Genomic DNA, 22,831 nt, shown 5'->3' with positions numbered 1-22,831 from the left:
CGTACTTGCTCAACTATTCCAGGTGCAAGCAACCCCCGCCGCAACCAAGCACGATCCGCACTGCGGACTACTTCATCGACATCATGGATCACGACACCATACGGACAGCGTAAGGGGTCATGCCGTCCCATCGCACCGGGGAGATCTTGACGACGTCTCCCGACTGCGGCGCCTCCAGCATCTGGTCGTCCCCGAGGTACAGGGCGACGTGCTGGCTGGCGTTGGGACCCCAGAAGATCATGTCGCCGCGCTGCATCTCCTCCGAGGGAACCTGCTCGCCCGCGGTGTACTGATAACCGGTGTAATGCGGCAGCGAGATGCCGATCCCGGCGAACGCGTAGATCATCAGACCGGAGCAGTCGAAACCGACCTTGTTGAAGTCGCCGTAACTGTCGGCGACACCGCCGTCGCGGATACCCAGGGTGGGGCCTTCCTCGTCGCCGCCGCCCCACGCGTACTCCACACCGATCTGGGACAGGCCGCGGTCGATGACGGTCTCGATCGCCTCACTGCCCGTCAGTTCCTCACCGCTGGTCGACGGTTTCGACTTGGGGGTCGACTTCGGCGTGGTCGCGGCGGAGTCCTCGTCCTCCGAATCGTCCTCGATCGTGGTGTGCGCCCGCTGCCCCGCGGCGAGTTCCGCCGCGCGCTGGCGTGCCGCCTCGTTGGCGGCGACCCGCGCGGCGGCCTGCGTCGCGGCCTCCCGGGCCGCGGCGGCGATGGCAGCCTTCTGCGCGTCCTCGGCGCGCTTCTGCTCCTCCCACGTCGCGTACGCCTCACGCTGCCCCTGCAGCCCCGCGACGTTCCCGCGGGCGGCGTCGAGCTGGGCCTGCGCGGCCGCCCGGTTGCTCTCGATCTGCGCCTTCTTCGCCGCCTGGTCCTGCAACGCCGAGCGGGCGATCGCGATCGCCTGCTCGGCCAGCGACTTCTTCGACGCGGCCTGGTCGGCGGCCACGTCCGCCTGCTGCTTCGCCTCGCGCGCCGCGGAATCCTTGTTGGCCTGGGCGGTCCGGGCGCGCTGCAGGCCCTCGAGCACCGCGTTCTGGCTGGTGGCGAGGAGTTTCAGCACCTGCGCGCGGTCGAGGACGTCACCGGGGCCCTGGGCGCCCAGGTACGTCGAGATCGCGGACACGTTGGTGCCCTGCGTGTAGCTCGACCGGGCGTACTTGTCGAAGTCCTTCTGCGCCAGCTCGATCTGCGCTCCGGCGTCGCGCAACGCCTGCTGGGAGGCCCCGACCACGCTGGCGGCCAGATCGGCGGCGCTGCGGGCGTTCTGCAGATCGACCAGCGCGCGGTTCACGTCCTCGCGTTTGATGGCGACCTCGTTGTCGAGCTGGGCGAGTTGCTGATCCGCGGCGGCGACCTGGTTGATCAGTTCGCTGACCTGCCCGAGACCCGCCGACACCTGGGTCTGCGCCTGCGCGATGTCGGAGTCGGACGGGTTCGGCGGCGGGGGCGGCACCGCGGCGGCCAGGCCGGGTGTGCTGCCGACCAGCGCCCCGACGATGCCCAGTCCGATCAGGAGGCGCACGGCGCGAGCGCGCCTGCGGGAGAAGCTGCGGTGCCCCACTCCAGCTCGTGCTTGTCGCTTCACAACTCTCTCCCTCGGTTCTGCACCGATCGCGCAGGCCGCGCCGTGCTCGTCGTGGGGAGAAATTTGCGGCAGCCACACCTTCCGTGTTCCGGCGACACCGACATACGCCGGAACGCCGTCACTCTGGACGTCAATCACCAGCCTGCGACACTTCTTCCCCAAGAGCGCCAAATGCACCGTACGACACTTCCGGACTCTATGGAAACTTTAGTCACAAATAACACATGAGTAATTTGACCAGCGGAAATGTCGAACTGTGAATCGTCGGCGCCATTTACGCGCATCGACGCAGGCAGCGGCCGCACACGGGCGAATCGTGAAATTGCCGCCGAGTTATCCCGGGAATTCGGACGGCGTCAGGGCTTCTGTCGCTCGTACGTCGTGCCGGCGCCCGCGGCACCATTGCCCTTTTTCGCGGCGTCGCCGTCCTTCGAGCCGGACACCCGGCGCGACTTCGCGAAGAACGTCGCCGCCGACGCGATGACGACGATCGCCACGATGACGGCGGTGAACAGGGCCCACGGCGGCCCCGGCTCGATCACCTCGTCGACGAAGTGATTCGCGGAGACCACCGCGTCGCCGGTGTACGTGCGGTCCTGCCCCGACTCGAGCAGCACCCGGCTGATCGAATCGCTGTACGTGCCGACCCAGCTGGGGCTCAGCACCAGAACGGTGCCGCCCTCCTCCGCGCCGACCTCGGTCGCGAGGTCACGCAACTGCGAGTCGCGGCCGGGATCCTCGTCCAGCACCACGATGCTCAGCTTGATGCCGTGCTCGGCCGCGCGGTCGACGACGGCGGCGAGTTCACCGGTCTCGTCGGACGGTGCCGACACTCCGTCGTCGGACACGTCCGCGACCACGTCGGAGACGTCGATGTCTTCCGGAAGGTCCGTCGACAACGGGAGGGCCGAATGGACGGGAACCGTGACACGGGCAGGAAGTGCGGTGGCGATAGGGGCAGGCATCTCTCATCCGGGTGTGCTGTAGGAACGTAAGCCTCGCGTGAACACTACGTGAGGAGTCCCCGAAGTTCCGTTCCGCGCGGGTGCGTCCCTGCCGCGGTAGTGGAGAATCGCCGGGAGTACGGGCCCGTTTCCGCCCCGAATTCTCACAGGACAAGCGTACTGTTAGACTATCGGAGGTACCGCGGTAGGGGCCGATTCCGTCATCGCTAGCACGACAGCGCACACGGATCAGTCGTGCCCGCAGTGCCTGCAGCCGTCGACACAGCCCCGTCGGTGGCGACCCTCACATAGACGAGTGGAGCTGACGTGAGCACCAGTATTGATTCATTCGGAGCAAAGGGAACCCTCGAGGTCGGTGAGAACTCCTACGAGATCTTCCGACTCGCGGCCGTCCCCGGCACCGAGAAGTTGCCTTACTCCCTGAAGGTTCTCGCCGAGAACCTTCTCCGCACCGAAGACGGAGCCAACATCACCGCGGATCACATCCGCGCAATTGCAGGCTGGGATCCCTCGGCTCAGCCGAGCATCGAAATCCAGTTCACGCCGGCTCGCGTGATCATGCAGGACTTCACCGGCGTTCCCTGCGTCGTCGACCTCGCCACCATGCGTGAGGCTGTCACCACCCTCGGCGGCGACCCCAACAAGGTCAACCCGCTCTCCCCCGCCGACATGGTCATCGACCACTCGGTCATTCTCGACATCTTCGGCCAGGCCGATGCACTCGAGCGCAACGTGGACCTCGAATACGAGCGCAACGGCGAGCGTTACCAGTTCCTCCGCTGGGGCCAGGGCGCATTCGACGACTTCAAGGTCGTCCCCCCGGGAATGGGCATCGTTCACCAGGTCAACATCGAATACCTGGCACCGACCGTCATGGCACGCAACGGCCAGGCCTACCCCGACACCTGCGTCGGCACCGACTCGCACACCACCATGGTCAACGGCCTGGGCGTGCTGGGCTGGGGCGTCGGCGGCATCGAAGCCGAGGCAGCCATGCTCGGCCAGCCGGTCTCCATGCTCATCCCCCGCGTCGTCGGCTTCAAGCTCTCCGGGGAGATCAAGCCCGGCGTCACCGCGACCGACGTCGTGCTCACCGCCACCGAGATGCTCCGCAAGCACGGCGTGGTCGGCAAGTTCGTCGAGTTCTACGGCAAGGGTGTTGCCGAGGTTCCGCTCGCGAACCGCGCGACCCTGGGCAACATGAGCCCCGAATTCGGTTCCACCGCAGCGATCTTCCCGATCGACAGCGAGACGATCGACTACCTGCGCCTCACCGGCCGCAGCGACGAGCAGCTCGCCCTCGTCGAGGCCTACGCCAAGGAACAGGGCCTGTGGCACGATCCCGACAACGAGCCCGTCTTCTCCGAGTACATCGAGCTCGATCTGGGAACCGTTGTTCCCTCGATCGCCGGCCCGAAGCGTCCGCAGGACCGAATCCTGTTGTCGGAGTCGAAGACCGCGTTCCGCAAGGACATCCACAACTACGTGGAAGAGAACTATCCGACCGAGCACACTCAGCTCGACGAGGCCGTCGAGGAATCTTTCCCGGCGTCCGACCCCGCGGTTCTGTCGTTTGCCGATGACGGAGCAGTCGACGTTCTCTCCGCCGCCAACGGCGCAGAAGGCCGCCCGAGCAAGCCGGTTGTCGTCAAGTCCGACGCAGGCGAGTTCGTTCTCGATCACGGCGCCGTCGTCGTCGCCGGCATCACGTCCTGCACCAACACGTCCAACCCGTCGGTCATGCTCGGCGCGGCGCTGCTCGCGCGGAATGCCGTCGAGAAGGGCCTCGCCACCAAGCCGTGGGTCAAGACCAACATGGCACCCGGTTCACAGGTTGTCACCGACTACTACGAGAAGGCCGGCCTCTGGCCGTACCTCGAGAAGCTCGGCTACTACCTCGGCGGCTACGGATGCACCACGTGCATCGGCAACACCGGCCCGCTGCCCGAGGCAGTGTCCAAGGCCATCAACGACAACGACCTGTCGGTCACCGCGGTGCTCTCGGGCAACCGCAACTTCGAGGGACGCATCTCCCCCGACGTCAAGATGAACTACCTGGCCTCCCCGCCGCTCGTCATCGCCTACGGCCTTGCGGGAACCATGGACTTCGACTTCGAAACCGACTCGCTCGGCGACGACAGCGAGGGCAACCCCGTGTACCTGAAGGACATCTGGCCGTCCACGCAGGAGATCGAAGAGACCATCAAGACGGCGATCAGCCAGGACATGTTCCGCAAGTCCTACGCCACGATCTTCGCGGGCGACAGCCGCTGGCAGAACCTCTCCACCCCCGAGGGTGACACCTTCGAGTGGGACGAGAACTCGACCTACGTCCGCAAGGCTCCGTACTTCGACGGCATGCCGAAGGATCCGGCTCCGGTCAAGGACATCAAGGGCGCTCGCGTCCTCGCCCTGCTCGGCGACTCGGTCACCACCGACCACATCAGCCCGGCAGGCCCGATCAAGTCCGGCACCCCCGCCGCGCAGTATCTCGATTCCCACGGCGTCGAGCGCAAGGACTACAACTCGCTCGGCTCGCGTCGCGGCAACCACGAGGTGATGATCCGCGGAACGTTCGCGAACATCCGTCTGCGCAACCAGCTCCTCGACGACGTCTCCGGTGGCTACACCCGCGACTTCACCCAGGACGGCGGCCCGCAGGCCTTCATCTACGACGCGTCGCAGAACTACCAGAAGGCCGGCATCCCGCTGGTCGTCCTGGGCGGCAAGGAGTACGGCTCCGGATCGTCGCGCGACTGGGCCGCCAAGGGCACCAGCCTCCTCGGCGTCAAGGCCGTCATCACCGAGTCGTTCGAGCGCATCCACCGCTCCAACCTCATCGGCATGGGCGTCGTTCCACTGCAGTTCCCGGCCGGCGAGTCGGCTGCGTCGCTGAAACTCGACGGCACCGAGACCTTCGACATCGAAGGCGTCGAGAAGCTCAACGAGGGCGTCACCCCGAAGACCATGAAGGTCACGGCGACGCGTGAGAACGGCGAGAAGGTCGTGTTCGACGCAGTCGTACGCATCGATACCCCCGGTGAAGCGGATTACTACCGCAACGGCGGCATCCTGCAGTACGTGCTCCGCAACATGATCAAGGGCTAGGCGCTCTAGGCGCTCCGCGCCTGTGCGTGTTTCCGGCCCGAACCGGCACCGAGCGCGCACGACCACTTCGAGCGGAACTCACCGTCCCGAATGACTGGTCGTGCGCGCTCGGTGCTTGAGGTCACCTTTCTCGCGAAGGGCCGAGAACAGTGCACAGGCCGACGAAGGAGGCACTTTGCCCAAGGTCAGTGAAGACCATCTCGCGGCCCGGCGCAGTCAGATCCTGGACGGCGCCCGCCGATGCTTTGCCGAATACGGTTACGACGGCGCCACCGTCCGCCGGCTCGAGGAAGTGACCGGACTGTCACGCGGGGCGATCTTCCATCACTTCAAGGACAAGGACGGGTTGTTCCTGGCGCTCGCCCACGAGGACGCGACCAGGATGGCCGACGTGGTCGCCCACGAGGGTCTCGTCCAGGTGATGCGGGACATGCTCGCCCAGCCCGACCAGTTCGACTGGCTGGGAACCCGACTCGAAATCGCCCGGCGGCTGCGGAACGATCCCGACTTCCGCAGAAGCTGGTCGCAACGGTCGGCGGAACTGACCGAGGCGACCATGGCACGCCTCGCGCGGCAGAAGTCGGCGGGCCGCCTCCGCGACGACGTGCCGACCGACGTCCTCATCGGCTACCTGGACCTGGTGCTCGACGGCCTCGTCGCGCGCATCGCCTCCGGGCACGCCGGTGACAATCTGTCGGCCGTGCTCGATCTCGTCGAGGAATCCGTCCGACGCCGCGACTGACACCGCACTCCCCCACCGACACCGGTCAGGTCTTACGACGGTGAGCTCCGCCTCGTCCGCGGAGCTCCACCTCGGACTCCGCGAGAATGTTGCGGACGAACCCGTACGATCGCCCCATTTCCCGGGCGAGGGAACGAATACTCGCCCCGGCCTGATAGCGCTGTTTCAGCTCCGCCTGCAGATCGGCACGCGACGGTCCCGTGATCCGAGCGCTCTTGGCGAAGACCCCGATGTCAGCCATGAACTCCTCCAGTCGGCGAGCGACGGTGGTTTCCACGGTAGAGCGGAGCGACGGCGATATCTACGCGCCGGCTCAGGCGAGCTGAATCAGTTCCAGGTAGTCCTGCGACCAGTGGTCCTCGGTGCCGTCGGGCAGGAGGATGACCCGCTCCGGGTCGAGCGCCTCGGCGGCACCCGGGTCGTGGGTCACCAGCACGACGGCCCCGGTGTAGCTGCGGAGCGCGTCGAGCACCTGTTCGCGGGAAACGGGGTCGAGGTTGTTCGTCGGCTCGTCGAGCAGCAGGACGTTCGCCGCCGACGACACGAGCCCCGCGAGCGCGAGGCGGGTCTTCTCACCACCGGACAGGGTGCCCGCCGGCTGCTCGAGCTGCGGGCCGGTGAACATGAACGCACCGAGCAGCGAACGCAGCTCCTGCTCCCCCGTGTCCGGCGCCGCGTGGCGAATGTTCTCCCACACCGACGCGTTGTCGTCGAGGGTGTCGTGTTCCTGCGCGAAGTAGCCGATCTTCAGTCCGTGGCCGGGGACGAGTCCTCCGGCGTCGGGGGTCTCGACGCCGCCGAGGATGCGCAGCAGCGTCGTCTTACCCGCACCGTTGAGACCGAGCACGACGACGCGTGACCCACGGTCGATCGCGAGGTCCACTCCGGTGAAGATCTCGAGCGACCCGTAGACCTTGGTCAGGTTCTCCGCCATCAGTGGCGTCTTGCCGCACGCGGCCGGCTCGGGGAACCGGATCCGGGCCACCTTGTCGGACACGCGTTCCGCGTCGAGGTCCGACATCAGCTTGTCGGCGCGCTTCGCCATGTTCTGCGCCGCCACGGCCTTGGTGGCCTTCGCGCCGAGCTTCGCGGCCTGCGCGCGGAGCGCTCCGGCCTTCTTCTCCGCGTTCGCGCGCTCACGGCGGCGACGCTGCTCGTCGGTCGCGCGGGCGTCGAGGTACTTCTTCCAGCTCATGTTGTACACGTCGGCTTCGCCGCGCACGGCGTCGAGGAACCACACCCGGTTCACGACGTCGTTGAGCAGATCGACGTCGTGGCTGATCACGATCAGACCGCCCTCGTGGTTCTGCAGAAATCCCCGCAGCCACGTGATCGAGTCGGCGTCGAGGTGGTTGGTGGGCTCGTCGAGAAGCAGGGTCGTGTCCGACCGTCCGCCGCTGCCGTCCGACGCGGCGAACAGGATCCGCGCCAGTTCGACTCGGCGGCGCTGACCACCGGACAGGGTGTGCAGTTGCTGACCGAGGATGCGGTCGGCCAGTCCGAGGCTGTTGCAGATGCGTGCCGCCTCGCTCTCGGCCTCGTACCCGCCGAGGGCGGAGAACCGGTCCTCGAGGTTGCCGTACTTGCGGACGGCCTTGTCGCGTTCGGCGTCGTCGACGACCTCCGACATCAGGATCTGCTGCTTCTCCATGTCCCGCAGTAGCGAATCGAGACCGCGCGCGGACAACACGCGGTCCTTCGCGAGGACGTCGAGGTCGCCTTCCTTCGGGTCCTGCGGGAGGTACCCGAGGTCGCCGGTGCGGACCACGGCGCCCGCGTACGGTTCCCCCTCCCCCGCGAGGATGCGGAGTGTGGTCGTCTTGCCGGCACCGTTACGGCCGACCAGCCCGATGCGGTCGCCGGGCTGTACCCGCAAAGCCGGCCCGGGAGCGGACAGCAGCGTCCGCACTCCAGCTCGAACTTCCAGGTCGGTAGCGGTGATCAACAAGAACTCCTAGGAAAATGACGAAGGCGCTGAATGAGAAAACCTGCGCAAAGAGCACACGAACCAGCAATTTTACCCGACCGCCACCCACTCGGACCACGCACGCCCGTGATCCCGCTAACGTTCGCCGCCGGGCCCGATCTCCGCCCCGTCTTCTTCGCTGAATGAGACGTGGATGGTGTGGTCTGGATGTGCGGACGGTGGTGAGTGCCGTTGGTGCGAGGCAGAGCCGAGCGAGTGATATTCGTGAAATCATTGTGTTCCGTCACAGTCCGACTCTTAAGCTGCCTGATCGCGCCGCGAGCCGGCGGAGTTCGAACCGGCGGGCGGCGGCGCACATCTGTTCGGCGACCGCCGGCCGCAGGCAACTCCCCACCCCGAGCCGAGTGACGAACCACACCCCACCTCCCCGCGTGCGATCCCGGCCCGACCGCGTCGCCCGCTCCCCTCCATCCACTCCTCCCTTATCGGGGCTGCGCAGTGATGAGTTCCTGCAGGTCGGGACTCGACATGGAAAATGTCCGCTACCCCGCGAGCCAGCCGAGCGTCGTTGCGTCCAGTTCCAGAAATACCAGCGTTCCGTCTGGGTCGGATCGTGGAACACAGTTCTGTCGACGAAGGCTGACCTGAAGTGACAGGCTGGCCGCGTGACAGCCACTCCCCGTCCACCGATCTGGGACGTCGCGGTCGTCGGCCTCGGCCCCGCGGGCCGCGCCCTCGCCCATAGGGCTTCTGCCCTCGGTTCGGCGGTCGTATCGGTCGATCCGCTCCCCCGCAGATCGTGGACCGCAACGTACGCCGCCTGGGAAGGCGAACTCCCCGACTGGCTCCCGCGGGATGCCGTCGCGACGAGAACCGACCGCCCGGCCGCGTGGACGACCCGTCGCCACGTGATCGATCGCACGTACTGCGTTTTGAATACATCAAGGCTGCAATCAATACTCGGCGACCATTGCGGAACTGTCATCGCAGGTAGAGCGGTGGCTCTGTCCCCCACCTCGGTCCGATTGGACGACGGCTCGACGCTGAACGCTCACGTCGTCGTCGATGCCCGCGGTACGGGCGACAGCCCCGACCTCGCCCAGCAGACGGCATACGGGGTCGTAGTGGATCCCGGGACGGCCGCGCACGCGCTGGGAGGCGAGGCCGCGGTGTTCATGGATTGGCGCCGCGACAACGGCACGTCACCGACGGACACGCCGTCCTTCCTCTACGGGGTCCCGCTCACCCGGGACCGGTTCCTGCTCGAGGAGACCTGCCTCGTCGGCCGGCCCCCACTCGCGATCTCCGAACTCGCCACCAGACTCCACCACCGTCTCCGCGCGCGCGGCACCACCGTTCCGTCCCATTCGGACGTCGAGCGGGTCAGATTCGCTGTGGAGCCGCCACCCCAGGCCGGTCGGTCTCACAGCTCGGACCAGGTGCGCTTCGGAGCCCGTGACGGCTTGATGCACCCCGGCACCGGCTACAGCGTCGCCGCGTCCCTTCAGTACGCAGATGCTCTGGCGCGGGACCTTCGTGACGGCTCGAACGGGCGACTGTGGCCGTGGAAGGCGCGCACCGTCGCGTCCCTGCGATCGGTCGGTCTGCGCGTCCTGTTGGATCTGGGGCCGGAACAGGTCCCCGAATTCTTCGAGCATTTCTTCGATCTACCGCCACGACTGCAGGCCGCATATCTGTCCGAACGGTCGAATCCGCGCGGAACGCTGTCGGCAATGGGCCGGATGTTTCTCGCTTCCTCCGGCGATATCCGAGGTGTGATTCTCCGTTCCACGCTTCGCCGGGAAGTTCGATGAACTGTCGCGCGAACGCGAAAAGGAGACCATCATGGAACGCATGCGGTCGATATGGAAGGGCTCGATAGCGTTCGGACTCGTGAACGTGCCGGTCAAGGTCTATTCGGCAACCGAAGATCACGACATCAGATTTCACCAGGTCCATGCCAAGGACGGCGGCCGGATCAAATACAACCGCGTGTGCTCCGAATGCGGCAACGTCGTTCAATACGCCGATATCGACAAGGCCTACGACTCCGACGACGGCGTCCGCGTGGTGTTGACCGACGACGATTTCGGCAAGTTGCCCGCCGCCGAGAAACACGAGATACCCGTTCTTCAGTTCGTGCCGACCGAACAAATCGACCCCATTCTGTTCGAGAAGAGTTACTTCCTCGAACCGGATTCCAGCTCTCCGAAGGCCTACGTCCTCCTTGCGACCGCCCTCGAGAACAGCGACCGCACCGCCCTCGTCCACTTCACGCTGCGCCAGCGCACCCGACTGGCCGCGATGCGCTCGCGGGAAGGCGTACTGGTGATCCAGACGCTGCTGTGGCCGGACGAGGTCCGCGCGGCCGAGTTCCCCTCACTCGACGACGTCGACAAGCCGAAGGCGAAGGAACTCGCGATGGCCGAGACCCTCGTCGACAGCATGGCCGACGACTTCGACCCCACCGAGTTCACCGACGATTACCAGGTGCAGTTGCGTGAACTGCTCGACGAGATGATCGAGTCGGGCGGCAAGAAGGTCATTCCCGTCGCCGAGGTCGAGAAGAGCGGCGAGGACGCCGAAGTGGTCGATCTGGTGGCCGCACTGCAGCGCAGCGTCGATGCCGCCGGAAAGAAGGCCGCACCCGCCAAGAAGAAACCGGCGAAGAAAGCCCCGGCCAAGACCGCGGCGAAGAAGGCCACAGCGAAGTCGTCCACCTCGGAACGCAAACGCGCCTGAACCGACGGGGAGGGGCTCGGCGAGATGATTCTCGCCGAGCCCCTCCCCGTGTCAACGGCAGTGGGTGGTCAGACCGTGAAGCCGAGGGCCCGCAACTGCTCGCGGCCGTCCTCGGTGATCTTGTCGGGGCCCCACGGCGGGAGCCACACCCAGTTGATCTTCAATTCGTTGCACAGACCGCTGCGCACGAGTGCGCCGCGGGATTGGTCCTCGATGACATCGGTCAGCGGGCACGCCGCCGACGTGAGGGTCATGTCGAGGGTCACGGCGTCCTCGTCCTCGGTGATTCCGTACACCAGGCCGAGGTCGACGACGTTGATGCCGAGTTCGGGGTCGACGACGTCACGCATCGCCTCCTCCAGCTCCTCCAGGCGCTTCGGGTCGGTGATCGCACCCGATGCGGCGGGCGCGGATTCGCTGCCCTGGTCCGCCGGCGCCTGCTCCGGTGCGGCTGTGGCGTCCGCCTGCGGCGTCTGCGTCTCGCTCATGATGCCTGTCCTCCGATTCGAGCTGGTTCGCCGTCCACTGTCGGGACGGCCGAATCCTGTTCGTCCACGACCCGGTCGTCCACTATCTGAACAACCGCGTCCTTGAATGCCATCCATCCCAGCAACGCGCACTTCACGCGGGCCGGGTACTTCGAGACACCGACGAAGGCGATGCCGTCCCCGAGGACGTCCTCGTCCCCCTCGACGGTACCGCGGCTGCTGACCATTTCGTTGAACGCGGCAACGGTCTGCAGCGCCTGCTCGACGGGCATCCCCACCACCTGATCGGTGAGCACCGACGTCGACGCCTGGCTGATGGAACACCCCTGGCCGTCGTACGACACATCCACCACCGTGCCGTCGTCGGCGAGCTGCACGCGCAGCGTCACCTCGTCGCCGCACGTCGGGTTGACGTGATGGACTTCGGCGCCGAACGGTTCACGAAGGCCGCGGCCGTGGGGATGCTTGTAGTGGTCCAGGATCACTTCCTGGTACATCTGTTCCATTCTCATGCAGGAACCTCCCCGAAGAACTCCTGGGCACGCCGCACCGCCGCCGCAAGAGCGGCGACCTCGTCGACCGTGTTGTACAGCGCGAACGACGCCCTCGCCGTGGCCGCGACACCGAAACGCCGGTGCAGGGGCCAGGCGCAGTGGTGGCCCACGCGGATGGCGACGCCCTCGTCGTCGAGGATCTGGCCGAGATCGTGGGCATGGATCCCGTCGACCACGAACGACACTGCCCCGCCTCGGTTCTCGGCAGTCGTGGGTCCGATGATGCGCACGCCGTCGATGGCGCCGAGCGCTGCCAGTGCCGCCTCGACCAGGGTGTGTTCGTGCGCGGCGACCGCGTCCATCCCGATCTCGTCGAGATACCGGACCGCGGCGCCGAGACCGACGACCTGCGATGTCATCGGAACACCGGCCTCGAACCGCTGCGGCGGCGGCGCGTACGTGGTGCGTTCCATCGTGACGGTCTCGATCATCGAGCCGCCGGTGATGAACGGCGGCATCGCGTTCAGGAGTTCGCGGCGCCCGTACAGGACACCCACGCCGGACGGGCCGAGCATCTTGTGCCCGGAGAACGCCGCGAAGTCGACTCCCAGCGCGTGGAAGTCCACCGCCATGTGCGGGACGGACTGGCAGGCGTCGAGCACCACCAGTGCGCCGACCGCGCGGGCGCGGCGGACCAGTTCCTCGACCGGTGCCACCGCCCCGGTCACGTTGGACTGGTGGGTGAACGACACGACCTTGACGGCATCGGTCAGCTCGAGCGAGTCGACGTCGATGCGGCCGTCGTCGGTGACGCCGTACCAGCGCAACGTGGCACCGGTGCTGCGCGCAAGCTCCTGCCACGGCACCAGATTGGCGTGATGCTCGAGCTCGGTGATGACGATCTCGTCGCCGGGACCGAGGTGCCGTTCGAAGCGATCGTCGCCGAGGACGTGGGTGACGAGGTTGAGGGACTCCGTCGCGTTCTTGGTGAACACGAGTTCGTCGCTGTCGACGCCGACGAACTCGGCGATCGCCGCACGCGCGTTCTCGTACGCGTCCGTGGCCTCTTCGGCGAGCTGGTGAGCGCCTCGGTGCACGGCGGCGTTACAGGTGGTGAGAAACTCCCTCTCGGCGTCGAGCACCTGGTTCGGGCGCTGCGATGTGGCACCCGAATCGAGGTACACCAGCGGTTTTCCGTCGCGGACCGTACGCGCCAGGATCGGGAAGTCCTCCCGGATCCGGGTGACGTCGAATACGCGCACCGAGGTGGTCATCTGCGTTTATGCTCCTTGCGTTGCTGCAGCCTGGGTGAAGCGCTCGTAGCCGTTCGCCTCGAGCTCGTCGGCCAGTTCCGGCCCGCCCGACTCGACGACGCGACCGCCGACGAACACGTGGACGTACTCCGGCTTGATGTACCGGAGGATGCGCGTGTAGTGCGTGATCAGCAGGATTCCGCCGTGCTCGCGCTCCTTGTAACGGTTCACGCCCTCGGAGACGACGCGCAGGGCGTCGACGTCGAGTCCGGAGTCGGTCTCGTCGAGGATCGCGATCTTCGGCTTCAGCAGGCCGAGCTGCAGGATCTCGTGGCGCTTCTTCTCACCGCCGGAGAAACCTTCGTTGACGCTGCGCTCGCCGAACGAGGGGTCGATGTCGAGTTCGGTCAGCGCCTCCTTGACCTCCTTCACCCAGTGGCGGAGCTTCGGGGCCTCGCCCCGGACGGCGGTGGCCGCGGTGCGCAGGAAGTTCGACATCGAGACGCCGGGGACCTCGACGGGGTACTGCATCGCGAGGAACAGTCCCGCGCGGGCCCGCTCGTCGACGGTCATCTCGAGGACGTCCTCACCGTTGAGGGTGATGGACCCCGAGGTGATCTGGTACTTGGGGTGACCCGCGATGGCGTATGACAGCGTCGACTTGCCGGAACCGTTCGGTCCCATGATGGCGTGCGTCTCGCCGGAGCGCACCGTCAGGTTCACACCCTTGAGGATGTTGATCGGCTCGGCGTTCTCGTCGGTGTTCGCGACGTCGACGTGCAGGTCCTTGATTTCCAGGACCGAGGTTTCGGGGGTGGAAGCGTCAGGGGTAGACATTGTGATCCTTCGAAGAAATGGGAAGTAATGGTCCGGCGGCGCGGCTCAGACGCCGACTGCGGCGAGTTCGGCCTCGACGGCAGCCTCGAGACGCTCGCGGATCTCGGCGACGGCGATCTTGTTGATGATCTCGTGGAAGAACCCGCGCACGACGAGTCGCCGTGCCGCGTCCTCGGGGATTCCGCGGGCGCGCAGGTAGAACAACTGCTCGTCGTCGAATCGACCCGTGGCGCTGGCGTGGCCGGCACCCACGATCTCGCCGGTCTCGATCTCCAGGTTGGGGACCGAGTCCGCGCGGGCACCGTCCGTGAGGACGAGGTTGCGGTTCAGCTCGAACGTGTCGGTGCCTTCGGCCGCCGCACGGATCAGCACGTCGCCGACCCACACGGTGTGGGCGTCGGGCTTCCCCGACTCCGGATCACCCTGCAGGGCGCCCTTGTAGACCACGTTGGACTTGCAGTGCGGCTGCGAGTGATCCACCAGCAGTCGCTGCTCGAAGTGCTGTCCCGCGTCGGCGAAGTACAGACCGAGCAGTTCGGCGTCGCCGCCGGGGCCGTCGTACTTGACGGTCGCGGACAGGCGGACGAGGTCGCCGCCGAGGCTGACGGCGTTGTGCCGCAGGACCGCGTCCCGGCCGAGGCGCGCGTGATGCGATGCCACGTGCACGGTGTCGTCCGCCCAGTCCTGGACGGCGACGACGGTGAGGTGGGCGCTGTCGCCGAGCACGAATTCGACGTTCTCGGCGAACGTGCCGCTGCCGCGCTGGTCGATGACGACGGTCGCCTTCGCGAACGCGTCGAGCCGGATCTGCAGGTGCCCGAAGGCGACCTTGCCCTCGCCCGGACCCGTGATCGTGATGTTGATCGTCTCCGCGACCTCGACCTCACGGCCGACGGTCACGACGGTCGCCGTCTCGAAACCCGAGTACGCCTGTGCGGCCACACGGTCGGCGGGAACGCCGGCCTTGCCCAGCCGGTCGTCGTCACGTCCGACGGTCTCGACCGTCACGGCGTCCGGGCCGGCGACGTCGACGGTGGCCGTGCCGCTCGCCACGGCCGATCCGTCGTGCAGTCCGCGCAGACGGCGCAGCGGGGTGAACCGCCAGACCTCGTCGCGACCACCCGGGATCTCGAACGCGTTGACGTCGAACGACGTGAAGACCTCGCCCTTGTTGGCGATCGGCGAGCCGGTGGACGTCCGCGCTATCCGCGGATTCTCGCCGGCGACGGCTCCCGTGACTCCGAGATTCTGGACACCAGTTTCTGGCGTGGTCACTAACCCACCGCCCCTTCCATCTGCAGTTCGATCAGGCGGTTCAGTTCCAGGGCGTACTCCATCGGGAGTTCCTTGGCGATCGGCTCGACGAAGCCGCGCACGACCGTGGCCATGGCCTCGTCCTCGGTGAGCCCGCGGCTCATCAGGTAGAACAGCTGGTCGTCGCTCACCTTCGACACGGTGGCCTCGTGACCCATGGTCACGTCGTCCTCCCGGATGTCGACGTAGGGGTAGGTGTCCGAGCGGCTGATCTGATCGACCAGCAGCGCGTCACACTTGACCGTCGACTTGGAGCCGTGGGCGCCCTTGTTGACCTGGACGAGTCCGCGGTAGGACGCGCGGCCACCGCCGCGGGCCACCGACTTGCTGATGATCGTCGACGACGTGTGCGGCGCGAGGTGCAGCATCTTCGCGCCGGTGTCCTGGTGCTGGCCCTCACCGGCGAATGCCACGGAGAGAACCTCGCCGCGGGCGTGCTCACCCATCATCCAGACGGCCGGGTACTTCATGGTGACCTTGGACCCGATGTTGCCGTCGATCCACTCCATGGATCCGCCGGCCTCCACCTTGGTGCGCTTGGTGACCAGGTTGTAGACGTTGTTCGACCAGTTCTGGATGGTCGTGTAGCGGCAGTGGCCGCCCTTCTTCACGATGATCTCGACCACCGCGGAGTGCAGGGAGTCGGACTTGTAGATCGGCGCCGTGCAGCCCTCGACGTAGTGCACCGAGGCGCCCTCGTCGACGATGATCAGGGTCCGCTCGAACTGGCCCATGTTCTCCGTGTTGATGCGGAAGTAGGCCTGCAGCGGGATGTCGACGTGCACGCCCGGCGGGACGTAGATGAACGAGCCACCCGACCACACCGCGGTGTTCAGCGCGGAGAACTTGTTGTCGCCGGCCGGGATGACCGTGCCGAAGTACTCCCGGAACAGTTCGGGGTGCTGCTTCAGGCCCGTGTCGGTGTCGAGGAAGATGACGCCCTGCGACTCGAGGTCCTCACGGATCGAGTGGTAGACGACCTCGGACTCGTACTGCGCCGCGACACCGGCGACGAGGCGCTGCTTCTCGGCCTCGGGGATGCCCAGCTTGTCGTACGTGTTCTTGATGTCCTCGGGCAGGTCTTCCCAGCTCTCGGCCTGCTTCTCGCTCGAGCGCACGAAGTATTTGATGTTGTCGAAGTGGATGCCTTCGAGGTCCGATCCCCAGTTCGGCATCGGCTTCTTGTCGAAGGTCTTCAGCGCGCGCAGACGGATGTCGAGCATCCAGTCCGGTTCGCTCTTCTTCGCCGAGATGTCGCGCACGACGTCTTCGGACAGACCGCGCTGCGCACTGGCACCGGCCTCGTCGGAATCGGACCAGCCGTACCCGTAATGCCCGAGTGACGCGATGGTCTCTTCCTGCGTGAGCGGCTCGGCGTTGGCCGACGCAGTGGATGTCACCTGGTCTGATGTGACGGTCATGCGAGCTCCTTCCGGAGTCTTGTTACGAGACCGGCGAGGGCTGGTCGCCGGTGGAAAACAGGTTGCTGACTAGGGGATCTATCGGGATAGCGTTGCTATTTGGGACCGGACGGTGGGACGAGTGGAACGTGGGTGGTGCAGGCGCAGTCGCCGTTCGCGATGGTCGCGAGCCGCTGGACATGGGTGCCGAGCAGTTGGGCGAACGCGGCCTGCTCGGCTTCGCACAGTTCCGGGAATTCCTCGGCGACGTGCGAGACCGGGCAGTGGTGCTGGCAGATCTGCACGCCGTTGCCGACCGGGCGGGTCGAGGCCGCGAATCCGGCGGTGGTGAATGCGTCGGCGATGGCGTCGGCGGTGGTTTCGAGGCCCTCGGCGCTGTGATCCGCGGCCGGGGTGACGTCGCCGACGATCGCCTGCACGCGGCGGCGCGCGAATTCGGTGATCGCGGCGTCTCCCCCGACCTCCCGCAGTTGGCGCATGGCCGCGCCCGCGAGGTCGTCGTACGCGTGACCGAGCCTGCCGCGACCCTTGGCGGTGATCTGGAAGTATTTGGCGGGCCGTCCCCGTCCGCGGTGACGCACGGCGACGGAGGACGCCTCGCGCGCCTCGCCGGATTCGAGGAGTGCGTCGAGATGACGACGGACTCCGGCGGCACTCAGGCCCAGGCGGGTTCCGATTTCCGACGCGGTGATGGGCCCCTCCTCGAGGAGGAGCTTCACGACGGCCGCGCGGGTGTGCCCTTCGTGGCCCACGGCGACGGGTGACGCGGTTGCGACAGCCGCCGCCGAAGAAGGCGCGTGAACTGCGCTTTCCTTCGTTGCACGTGGTGTCGTATCCGTTTTCACAACACCAGTGTGACGGAATTCCGATCGCAGGTCTACTAAGGGTGCCCTGCCTTACACCTGTGATTATGTGCGGCCCGTGCGCGGGAATACTGGCCGAACCGGCCGTGTGCGGCGCACCGCTACGCTGCCTGTGTGCCGCAGACCCCCGAGAACCCGGAGCCGACCCGCGCGGAGCCGACCTTGACGGCTCGCGCCGCTCTCCGACATCCGGCCGAGCTCGTCCGGCGGGCGCTGGGCATCGACGGACCCTCTCCCCGCTCGTCGGTGGCGGCCGCGCTGCACGGCGACGAACCGGAGACCGCAGGCCTGAACGGGCAGGAGACCGCGCAGCTCCGCGGTATCCGCCGGTTCGGCGCGACCGGCGCCGTCCTGATGGCCGTCGGCGCACTGGGCGCCGGCGCCCAGCCGGTACTGCAGAACCCCGTCCAGGGTCTGCGCATCATCGGACTTCCCGCCCGGATCCCCAGCGTGGCGCTGACCCTCGCCATGACCGGCACCGTGATGATCGTGCTCGCGTGGCTGCTGCTCGGCCGGTTCGCGATCGGCAGCCTGCAGTCCGGGGCCGTGCGCCGCCTCAACCGGTCCCAGCTCGACCGCACCCTGTTGCTGTGGATCATCCCGCTGTCCGTCGCGCCGCCGATGTTCAGCAAGGACGTGTACTCGTACCTCGCGCAGAGCGAGATCGCGGCCCGCGGGCTCGACCCCTACGCCATCGGCCCCGCGGGCGCTCTCGGCGTCGATCACGTCCTGACCCGCACCGTGCCGACGATCTGGCGGGACACACCCGCGCCGTACGGCCCGCTGTTCCTCTGGATGGGGCGCGGGATCAGCTGGCTGACCGGCGAGAACATCGTCGCGGGAATCTTCCTGCACCGGCTGCTCGCGCTCGCCGGTGTGGCGATGATCGTGTGGGCGCTCCCCCGCCTGGCGCGTCGCTGCGGCGTCGCCGAGGTCAGCGCCCTCTGGCTGGGCGCCGCCAACCCCCTGCTGCTGTTCCACCTGGTCGCCGGGATCCACAACGAGGCGCTGATGCTCGGCCTCATGCTGGCCGGGATCGAACTGGCGCTGCGGGCCGTCGAACGGGCGGATCCGATCCGCGGGCAGTCCCTTCTCCTGCTGCTGTCGGGGGCGGCGCTCATCGCCCTGTCGTCGACGATCAAGATCCCCTCCCTGCTCGCGCTGGGATTCGTCGGGATGGCGCTGGCCAGGCGATGGGGCGGAACCCCGAAAGCGGTGCTCACCGCGGCCGCCCTGCTCGGCGGGGTGGCCCTGGTGGTCACCCTCGTCATCAGCACGTCCAGCGGGCTCGGAATCGGCTGGGTGCACACGCTCGGCACGGCGAACGCGGTCCGCAGCTGGATGTCGATTCCCACGCTCCTCGGGCTGGGCACCGGACTGGCCGGGGTTCTGCTGGGCCTCGGCGATCACACGACGGCGGTGCTGAGCCTGACCCGGCCGATCGCCGCCGTCGCTGCGGCGTTCATCACACTCCGGATGCTCGTCGCCACCCTCGTCGGCCGCATCCACGCGGTCGGCGCGCTCGGACTGTCCCTCGGCGCGGTCGTCCTGCTGTTCCCCGTGGTGCAGCCCTGGTATCTGCTGTGGGCGGTGCTGCCGCTCGCCGCCTGGGCCACCGCACCCGCGTTCCGGGTACCCGCGATCGTCTTCTCGTCCATCGTCAGCGTCATCCTCATGCCGAACGGCGGCGAGTACCAGCCCTTCGTCATCGTCCAGGCCGCCATCGCCACCATCTTCACGGCGGGAACGCTCATCGTGATCACCCGCAACCGCCTGCCGTGGCGGGTCGGTCCGGGGCAGCAGCCGGCCGTGCAGGAACCGCAGGATCCGCCCCGGGACGACGCCGGCGCGGAAAGCCGGGGCACCGGCCGGGTCACACCCGGCCAGGGCTTACGCTGATTCCCCGTGACCTCGCGAACGCCCGGATCGGCGCAACCTGCTGTACGCCTGGAAGGCGTGGTGAAGACCTTCGACGGTGTGAGGGCCGTCGACGGGCTCGATCTCACCGTCGAACCGGCACAGGTCGTGGCGTTGCTCGGTCCCAACGGCGCGGGTAAGACCACCACCGTCGAAATGTGTGAGGGTTTCGTCCGCCCCGACAGCGGCACCGTCCGCGTCCTCGGACTCGATCCCGTCGCGGATGCCGGCGCCGTCCGGGCCCGGATCGGTGTGATGCTGCAGGGCGGCGGCGCGTACCCCGGTTCCCGCGCCGGCGAGATGCTCGACCTGGTCGCCGCCTACTCCGCCGATCCCCTCGACCCCGAGTGGTTGCTGCGGAGCCTCGGGCTCGAGGATTCGCGGCGCACCCCGTACCGCCGGCTGTCCGGCGGGCAGCAGCAACGCCTGTCCCTGGCCTGCGCACTGGTCGGCCGCCCCGAGCTGGTCTTCCTCGACGAACCCACCGCCGGGCTCGACGCCCAGGCCCGCCTGCTGGTGTGGGAACTGATCGACGCACTGCGCCGCGACGGCGTCAGCGTGCTGCTGACGACGCACCTCATGGACGAGGCCGAGGAACTCGCGGACCGGCTCGTCATCATCGACCACGGGTCGATCGTCGCCGCCGGAACGCCCGCCGAGGTCACCAGCCGCGGCGCCGAAGGCCAGTTGCGGCTCACCGCGCCCGCCGGTCTGGACACCGGGCCGCTCGCACGGACCCTTCCCGACGGCTTCCGGGTGGCCGAGTCCGGACCGGGCACCTACCTCGTCGAAGGGCCGATCGACCCGACGGTGGTGGCCTCCGTCGCGTCGTGGTGCGCCGACCTGGACGCCCTGATCAGCGACATCCGCGTCGACCAGCGCAGCCTCGAGGATGTCTTCCTCGAACTCACCGGCCGGGAACTGAGGGGATGACGATGAGCACCAGTGACCGTCTGACGGAGAACCGTTTCGCCCCGGGCACGTTCACACCCGATCCCCGCCCGAGCGGCGCTGCGGTCATGCTGCGGGCGCAGACCGCGCTCGAGCTGAAACTGCTCCTGCGCAACGGCGAACAACTGCTGCTGACGATGTTCATCCCGATCACGCTGCTGATCGGGCTGTGCCTGCTGCCCATCGGCGACCTCGGAACGTCGCGGGTCGACAAGGTGGTGCCCGCCGTGATGATGGTGGCCGTGATGTCCACGGCGTTCACCGGGCAGGCGATCGCGGTCGGGTTCGACCGCCGGTACGGTGCCCTCAAACGGCTCGGCGCCACCCCCCTTCCGACGTGGGGAATCATCGCCGGGAAGAGCGCCGCGGTGGTCATCGTCGTCGCCCTGCAATCCGTGCTGCTCGGTGCGATCGGACTGGCCCTCGGCTGGCGTCCGAGTGCGTGGGGACTCGTCCTCGGCGCCGTGATCATCGCGCTGGGCACCGTGACGTTCGCGGCGATGGGCCTACTGCTCGGCGGCACCCTCCGCGCCGACATCGTCCTCGCCCTCGCCAACATTCTGTGGTTCGTGATGGTCGGCGTCGGCAGTGTGGTGTTCGCCACCGGCGACCTGCCCTGGCTCCTCCACACCGGGGCCCGGCTGATTCCCTCCGGTGCGCTCGCGCACGCCCTGGACGCCGCACTGTCGGGATCGGTCGACGTGCTCAGCGTCGTGGTCCTCGCCGTCTGGGGCGCGGCCGCGGGGGCCCTGGCGGCAAGGACGTTCCGATTCACGTGATCCGTCGACTCACGGTCCGCCGCGCAGGCACCGTTCTCGCTGTTCTGCTCGCCGTCGTCTGCGGTGGCGCGCTGCCCGCGGGCGCCGCACCGCAGTGGGGTCCGCCTGCGTCGCCGAATCCGTTCCTCGGACCCGCGGGCACGTCCACGATGCACGGCGACGCCGGGTCCACCGACGTGACGCCGCTGCCCGGGCCCGGCACCGGCCCCGTCACGCTGTCCGCGTACCCGCTCGTATCCGCGTGCCCGACCCTCCTGCAGGGTTCCGACCGGCTCGTCGTCGCCCTGTGCACGTCCGTGGCCGGCCAGGTTCCCACCGTGCACCTGATCGACCCAGCGGCCCCGGCGGCGCCGTTCGGCGGCTCGCTCGCCACGTTCGCGCTGGCGAAGGGCAGCCTGCTCGGCGGCGTGTACGCGTTCCTCGACAACGACAACCGCCTGGTCGTCGTCGACGGCAACCGTCAGCTGCTGCGCCTCGGACATTCGACGGACCCCGCAGGCCGGTGGCGGATCACCGTCGACTCGCACGTCGACCTGTCCGGCACCGTTCCGCAGGGCGACAACGTGACCGGGCTGACGCCGGACTGGCAGGGCAACGTCTGGTTCGCGACGGGCGGCGGTGTCGTCGGAGCCGTGGACCGCGGCGGTGTCGCGCACACCCTGCCGCCGGCCGCGGGCGAACAGGTGCAGAACAGCATCTCCACCTCGCCTGCAGGCGCCGCGGTCGCGACCACGCACGCCCTGTACCAGTTCGCGCTCCGCGACGGTGAGGTCCGTCTGGATTGGCGCCGCGAGTACGACCGCGGACCGGACCGGAAGCCGGGGCAGCTGAGCCACGGCACCGGCTCCACCCCCACCTACTTCGGACCGTCCACCGGCAGCGATTTCGTCGCGATCGTCGACAACGCCGACCCGCAGGTGAATCTCCGGGTCTTCCGCGCCGATTCCGGCGACGAGATCTGCTCCCTCCCGGTGCTCGCCAACCCGGGCGGCAGCGAGAACTCGCCGATCGGCATCGGCAACTCGGTGTACGTCGCCGGGACGTACGGCTATCCGTATCCCGCCGTCCCGGACGGGGCGGGACCGGCCGTTCCGACGCACGCGCCCTTCACCGGCGGCATGACGCGGGTGGACATCGACCCGATCGGCTGCCACCAGGTGTGGAGCAACGACGTGCGCAGCGCCGCGGTCCCGCACCTGTCGACCGGCGACGGCCTGCTGTACACCGTGATCCGCCAGGGGTTCGACGTCACGACACCCCTGGACGGTTTCGCGTTCGCGGTGATCGATCCGTCCGACGGCTCCGTCGAGCACACCAGCCCACTCCCCGGCACCGCCGTCAACGACACCCTGCAGATGTCCGGACTCGTCACCGACACCGGCGACTTCTGGCAGGGGACGGTGACCGGCATCCTGCGCATTCGCGGCGAGTAGCAC

General features: G+C 67.7%; 19 protein-coding genes. 8 read left to right on the top strand and 11 right to left on the bottom strand.

The window, feature by feature from the left end; translation table 11 throughout:
* Positions 1–88 precede the first annotated feature (88 nt).
* A complete protein-coding gene (locus tag ACFU5V_RS11700) occupies positions 89–1,570 on the bottom strand; it encodes an NlpC/P60 family protein (RefSeq protein ID WP_378699627.1) in 1,482 nt (493 codons plus the stop codon).
* A 380-nt stretch (positions 1,571–1,950) separates the two neighbouring features.
* Positions 1,951–2,559: a DUF6676 family protein gene (locus ACFU5V_RS11695; RefSeq protein ID WP_378441599.1), complete on the bottom strand. Its 609-nt coding sequence runs from the start codon at positions 2,557–2,559 to the stop codon at positions 1,951–1,953.
* A 306-nt stretch (positions 2,560–2,865) separates the two neighbouring features.
* On the opposite strand from ACFU5V_RS11695, the gene acnA reads away from it, so the two are divergent.
* The gene (gene acnA / locus ACFU5V_RS11690) at positions 2,866–5,667 is read left to right on the top strand and encodes an aconitate hydratase AcnA (RefSeq protein ID WP_378441597.1); all 2,802 of its coding nucleotides are present in this window, start codon (positions 2,866–2,868) and stop codon (positions 5,665–5,667) included.
* Between the two features lie 175 nt (positions 5,668–5,842).
* Positions 5,843–6,409 (top strand): TetR/AcrR family transcriptional regulator, encoded by a 567-nt coding sequence (locus ACFU5V_RS11685; protein ID WP_072942061.1) that lies wholly within the window; start codon positions 5,843–5,845, stop codon positions 6,407–6,409.
* A gap of 25 nt (positions 6,410–6,434) precedes the next feature.
* Here the strand turns inward: ACFU5V_RS11685 and ACFU5V_RS11680 are convergent, their stop codons facing one another.
* Positions 6,435–6,650: a helix-turn-helix domain-containing protein gene (locus ACFU5V_RS11680; RefSeq protein ID WP_043825986.1), complete on the bottom strand. Its 216-nt coding sequence runs from the start codon at positions 6,648–6,650 to the stop codon at positions 6,435–6,437.
* A 72-nt stretch (positions 6,651–6,722) separates the two neighbouring features.
* Complete coding sequence (locus tag ACFU5V_RS11675; RefSeq protein ID WP_072942064.1) at positions 6,723–8,354, bottom strand: ABC-F family ATP-binding cassette domain-containing protein; 1,632 nt, start codon at positions 8,352–8,354, stop codon at positions 6,723–6,725.
* A 647-nt stretch (positions 8,355–9,001) separates the two neighbouring features.
* Here ACFU5V_RS11675 and ACFU5V_RS11670 point away from each other — a divergent pair.
* Together ACFU5V_RS11670 and ACFU5V_RS11665 are read left to right on the top strand one after the other, a co-directional pair.
* Positions 9,002–10,150 carry a lycopene cyclase family protein gene (locus ACFU5V_RS11670; RefSeq protein ID WP_378699255.1) on the top strand — a complete coding sequence of 383 codons (1,149 nt, stop codon included), beginning with the start codon at positions 9,002–9,004 and terminating at the stop codon, positions 10,148–10,150.
* Positions 10,151–10,181: 31 nt separating this feature from the next.
* Positions 10,182–11,078, top strand: a complete 897-nt coding sequence (locus ACFU5V_RS11665; protein WP_378699253.1) for a Ku protein — start codon at positions 10,182–10,184, stop codon at positions 11,076–11,078.
* 68 nt (positions 11,079–11,146) lie between these two features.
* Here the strand turns inward: ACFU5V_RS11665 and ACFU5V_RS11660 are convergent, their stop codons facing one another.
* The 7 genes from ACFU5V_RS11660 to ACFU5V_RS11630 all read right to left on the bottom strand — a co-directional run bounded on the left by ACFU5V_RS11660 (position 11,147) and on the right by ACFU5V_RS11630 (position 17,730).
* Complete coding sequence (locus ACFU5V_RS11660) at positions 11,147–11,566, bottom strand: metal-sulfur cluster assembly factor (RefSeq protein WP_378438223.1); 420 nt, start codon at positions 11,564–11,566, stop codon at positions 11,147–11,149.
* Positions 11,563–12,078, bottom strand: a complete 516-nt coding sequence (sufU, locus tag ACFU5V_RS11655) for a Fe-S cluster assembly sulfur transfer protein SufU (protein ID WP_378438225.1) — start codon at positions 12,076–12,078, stop codon at positions 11,563–11,565. The genes ACFU5V_RS11660 and sufU overlap by 4 nt, the downstream gene beginning before the upstream one ends.
* The gene (locus tag ACFU5V_RS11650) at positions 12,075–13,334 is read right to left on the bottom strand and encodes a cysteine desulfurase (protein ID WP_378438227.1); all 1,260 of its coding nucleotides are present in this window, start codon (positions 13,332–13,334) and stop codon (positions 12,075–12,077) included. Before ACFU5V_RS11650 ends, sufU begins: the two co-directional genes overlap by 4 nt.
* Before the next feature lie 6 nt (positions 13,335–13,340).
* The gene (gene sufC, locus ACFU5V_RS11645; protein ID WP_276139833.1) at positions 13,341–14,150 is read right to left on the bottom strand and encodes a Fe-S cluster assembly ATPase SufC; all 810 of its coding nucleotides are present in this window, start codon (positions 14,148–14,150) and stop codon (positions 13,341–13,343) included.
* 45 nt (positions 14,151–14,195) lie between these two features.
* Positions 14,196–15,425 (bottom strand): Fe-S cluster assembly protein SufD, encoded by a 1,230-nt coding sequence (sufD, locus tag ACFU5V_RS11640; RefSeq protein WP_378699251.1) that lies wholly within the window; start codon positions 15,423–15,425, stop codon positions 14,196–14,198.
* Positions 15,425–16,885 carry a Fe-S cluster assembly protein SufB gene (gene sufB, locus ACFU5V_RS11635; RefSeq protein ID WP_072942082.1) on the bottom strand — a complete coding sequence of 487 codons (1,461 nt, stop codon included), beginning with the start codon at positions 16,883–16,885 and terminating at the stop codon, positions 15,425–15,427. The genes sufD and sufB overlap by 1 nt, the downstream gene beginning before the upstream one ends.
* A gap of 95 nt (positions 16,886–16,980) precedes the next feature.
* Positions 16,981–17,730 (bottom strand): helix-turn-helix transcriptional regulator, encoded by a 750-nt coding sequence (locus ACFU5V_RS11630; RefSeq protein WP_378699249.1) that lies wholly within the window; start codon positions 17,728–17,730, stop codon positions 16,981–16,983.
* A 132-nt stretch (positions 17,731–17,862) separates the two neighbouring features.
* Between ACFU5V_RS11630 and mptB the strand changes: the two genes are divergently transcribed.
* From mptB to ACFU5V_RS11610, 4 genes are read left to right on the top strand one after another with little or no spacing between them, the layout of a single operon-like run.
* On the top strand, positions 17,863–19,647 hold the full coding sequence (gene mptB / locus ACFU5V_RS11625; protein ID WP_378438234.1) for a polyprenol phosphomannose-dependent alpha 1,6 mannosyltransferase MptB: 1,785 nt from the start codon (positions 17,863–17,865) through the stop codon (positions 19,645–19,647).
* 6 nt (positions 19,648–19,653) lie between these two features.
* The gene (locus ACFU5V_RS11620; protein WP_378699247.1) at positions 19,654–20,598 is read left to right on the top strand and encodes an ABC transporter ATP-binding protein; all 945 of its coding nucleotides are present in this window, start codon (positions 19,654–19,656) and stop codon (positions 20,596–20,598) included.
* On the top strand, positions 20,595–21,395 hold the full coding sequence (locus ACFU5V_RS11615; RefSeq protein WP_378438238.1) for an ABC transporter permease: 801 nt from the start codon (positions 20,595–20,597) through the stop codon (positions 21,393–21,395). Before ACFU5V_RS11620 ends, ACFU5V_RS11615 begins: the two co-directional genes overlap by 4 nt.
* The gene (locus ACFU5V_RS11610) at positions 21,392–22,828 is read left to right on the top strand and encodes a hypothetical protein (RefSeq protein ID WP_378699245.1); all 1,437 of its coding nucleotides are present in this window, start codon (positions 21,392–21,394) and stop codon (positions 22,826–22,828) included. Before ACFU5V_RS11615 ends, ACFU5V_RS11610 begins: the two co-directional genes overlap by 4 nt.
* Positions 22,829–22,831 lie beyond the last annotated feature (3 nt).

Source organism: Rhodococcus sp. NPDC057529, from assembly GCF_042802055.1.
Taxonomy (GTDB): domain Bacteria; phylum Actinomycetota; class Actinomycetes; order Mycobacteriales; family Mycobacteriaceae; genus Rhodococcus_F.
This window is presented reverse-complemented; position numbering and strand designations above follow the sequence as displayed.

Coding starts and splice junctions, on each gene's coding strand:
- ACFU5V_RS11650 (WP_378438227.1), bottom strand. CDS start 13,334: ATGACCACCTCGGTGCGCGTATTCGACGTCACCCGGATCCGGGAGGAC.
- ACFU5V_RS11665 (WP_378699253.1), top strand. CDS start 10,182: ATGGAACGCATGCGGTCGATATGGAAGGGCTCGATAGCGTTCGGACTC.
- ACFU5V_RS11680 (WP_043825986.1), bottom strand. CDS start 6,650: ATGGCTGACATCGGGGTCTTCGCCAAGAGCGCTCGGATCACGGGACCG.
- sufB (WP_072942082.1), bottom strand. CDS start 16,885: ATGACCGTCACATCAGACCAGGTGACATCCACTGCGTCGGCCAACGCC.
- ACFU5V_RS11615 (WP_378438238.1), top strand. CDS start 20,595: ATGACGATGAGCACCAGTGACCGTCTGACGGAGAACCGTTTCGCCCCG.
- sufU (WP_378438225.1), bottom strand. CDS start 12,078: ATGAGAATGGAACAGATGTACCAGGAAGTGATCCTGGACCACTACAAG.
- sufC (WP_276139833.1), bottom strand. CDS start 14,150: ATGTCTACCCCTGACGCTTCCACCCCCGAAACCTCGGTCCTGGAAATC.
- ACFU5V_RS11660 (WP_378438223.1), bottom strand. CDS start 11,566: ATGAGCGAGACGCAGACGCCGCAGGCGGACGCCACAGCCGCACCGGAG.
- ACFU5V_RS11695 (WP_378441599.1), bottom strand. CDS start 2,559: ATGCCTGCCCCTATCGCCACCGCACTTCCTGCCCGTGTCACGGTTCCC.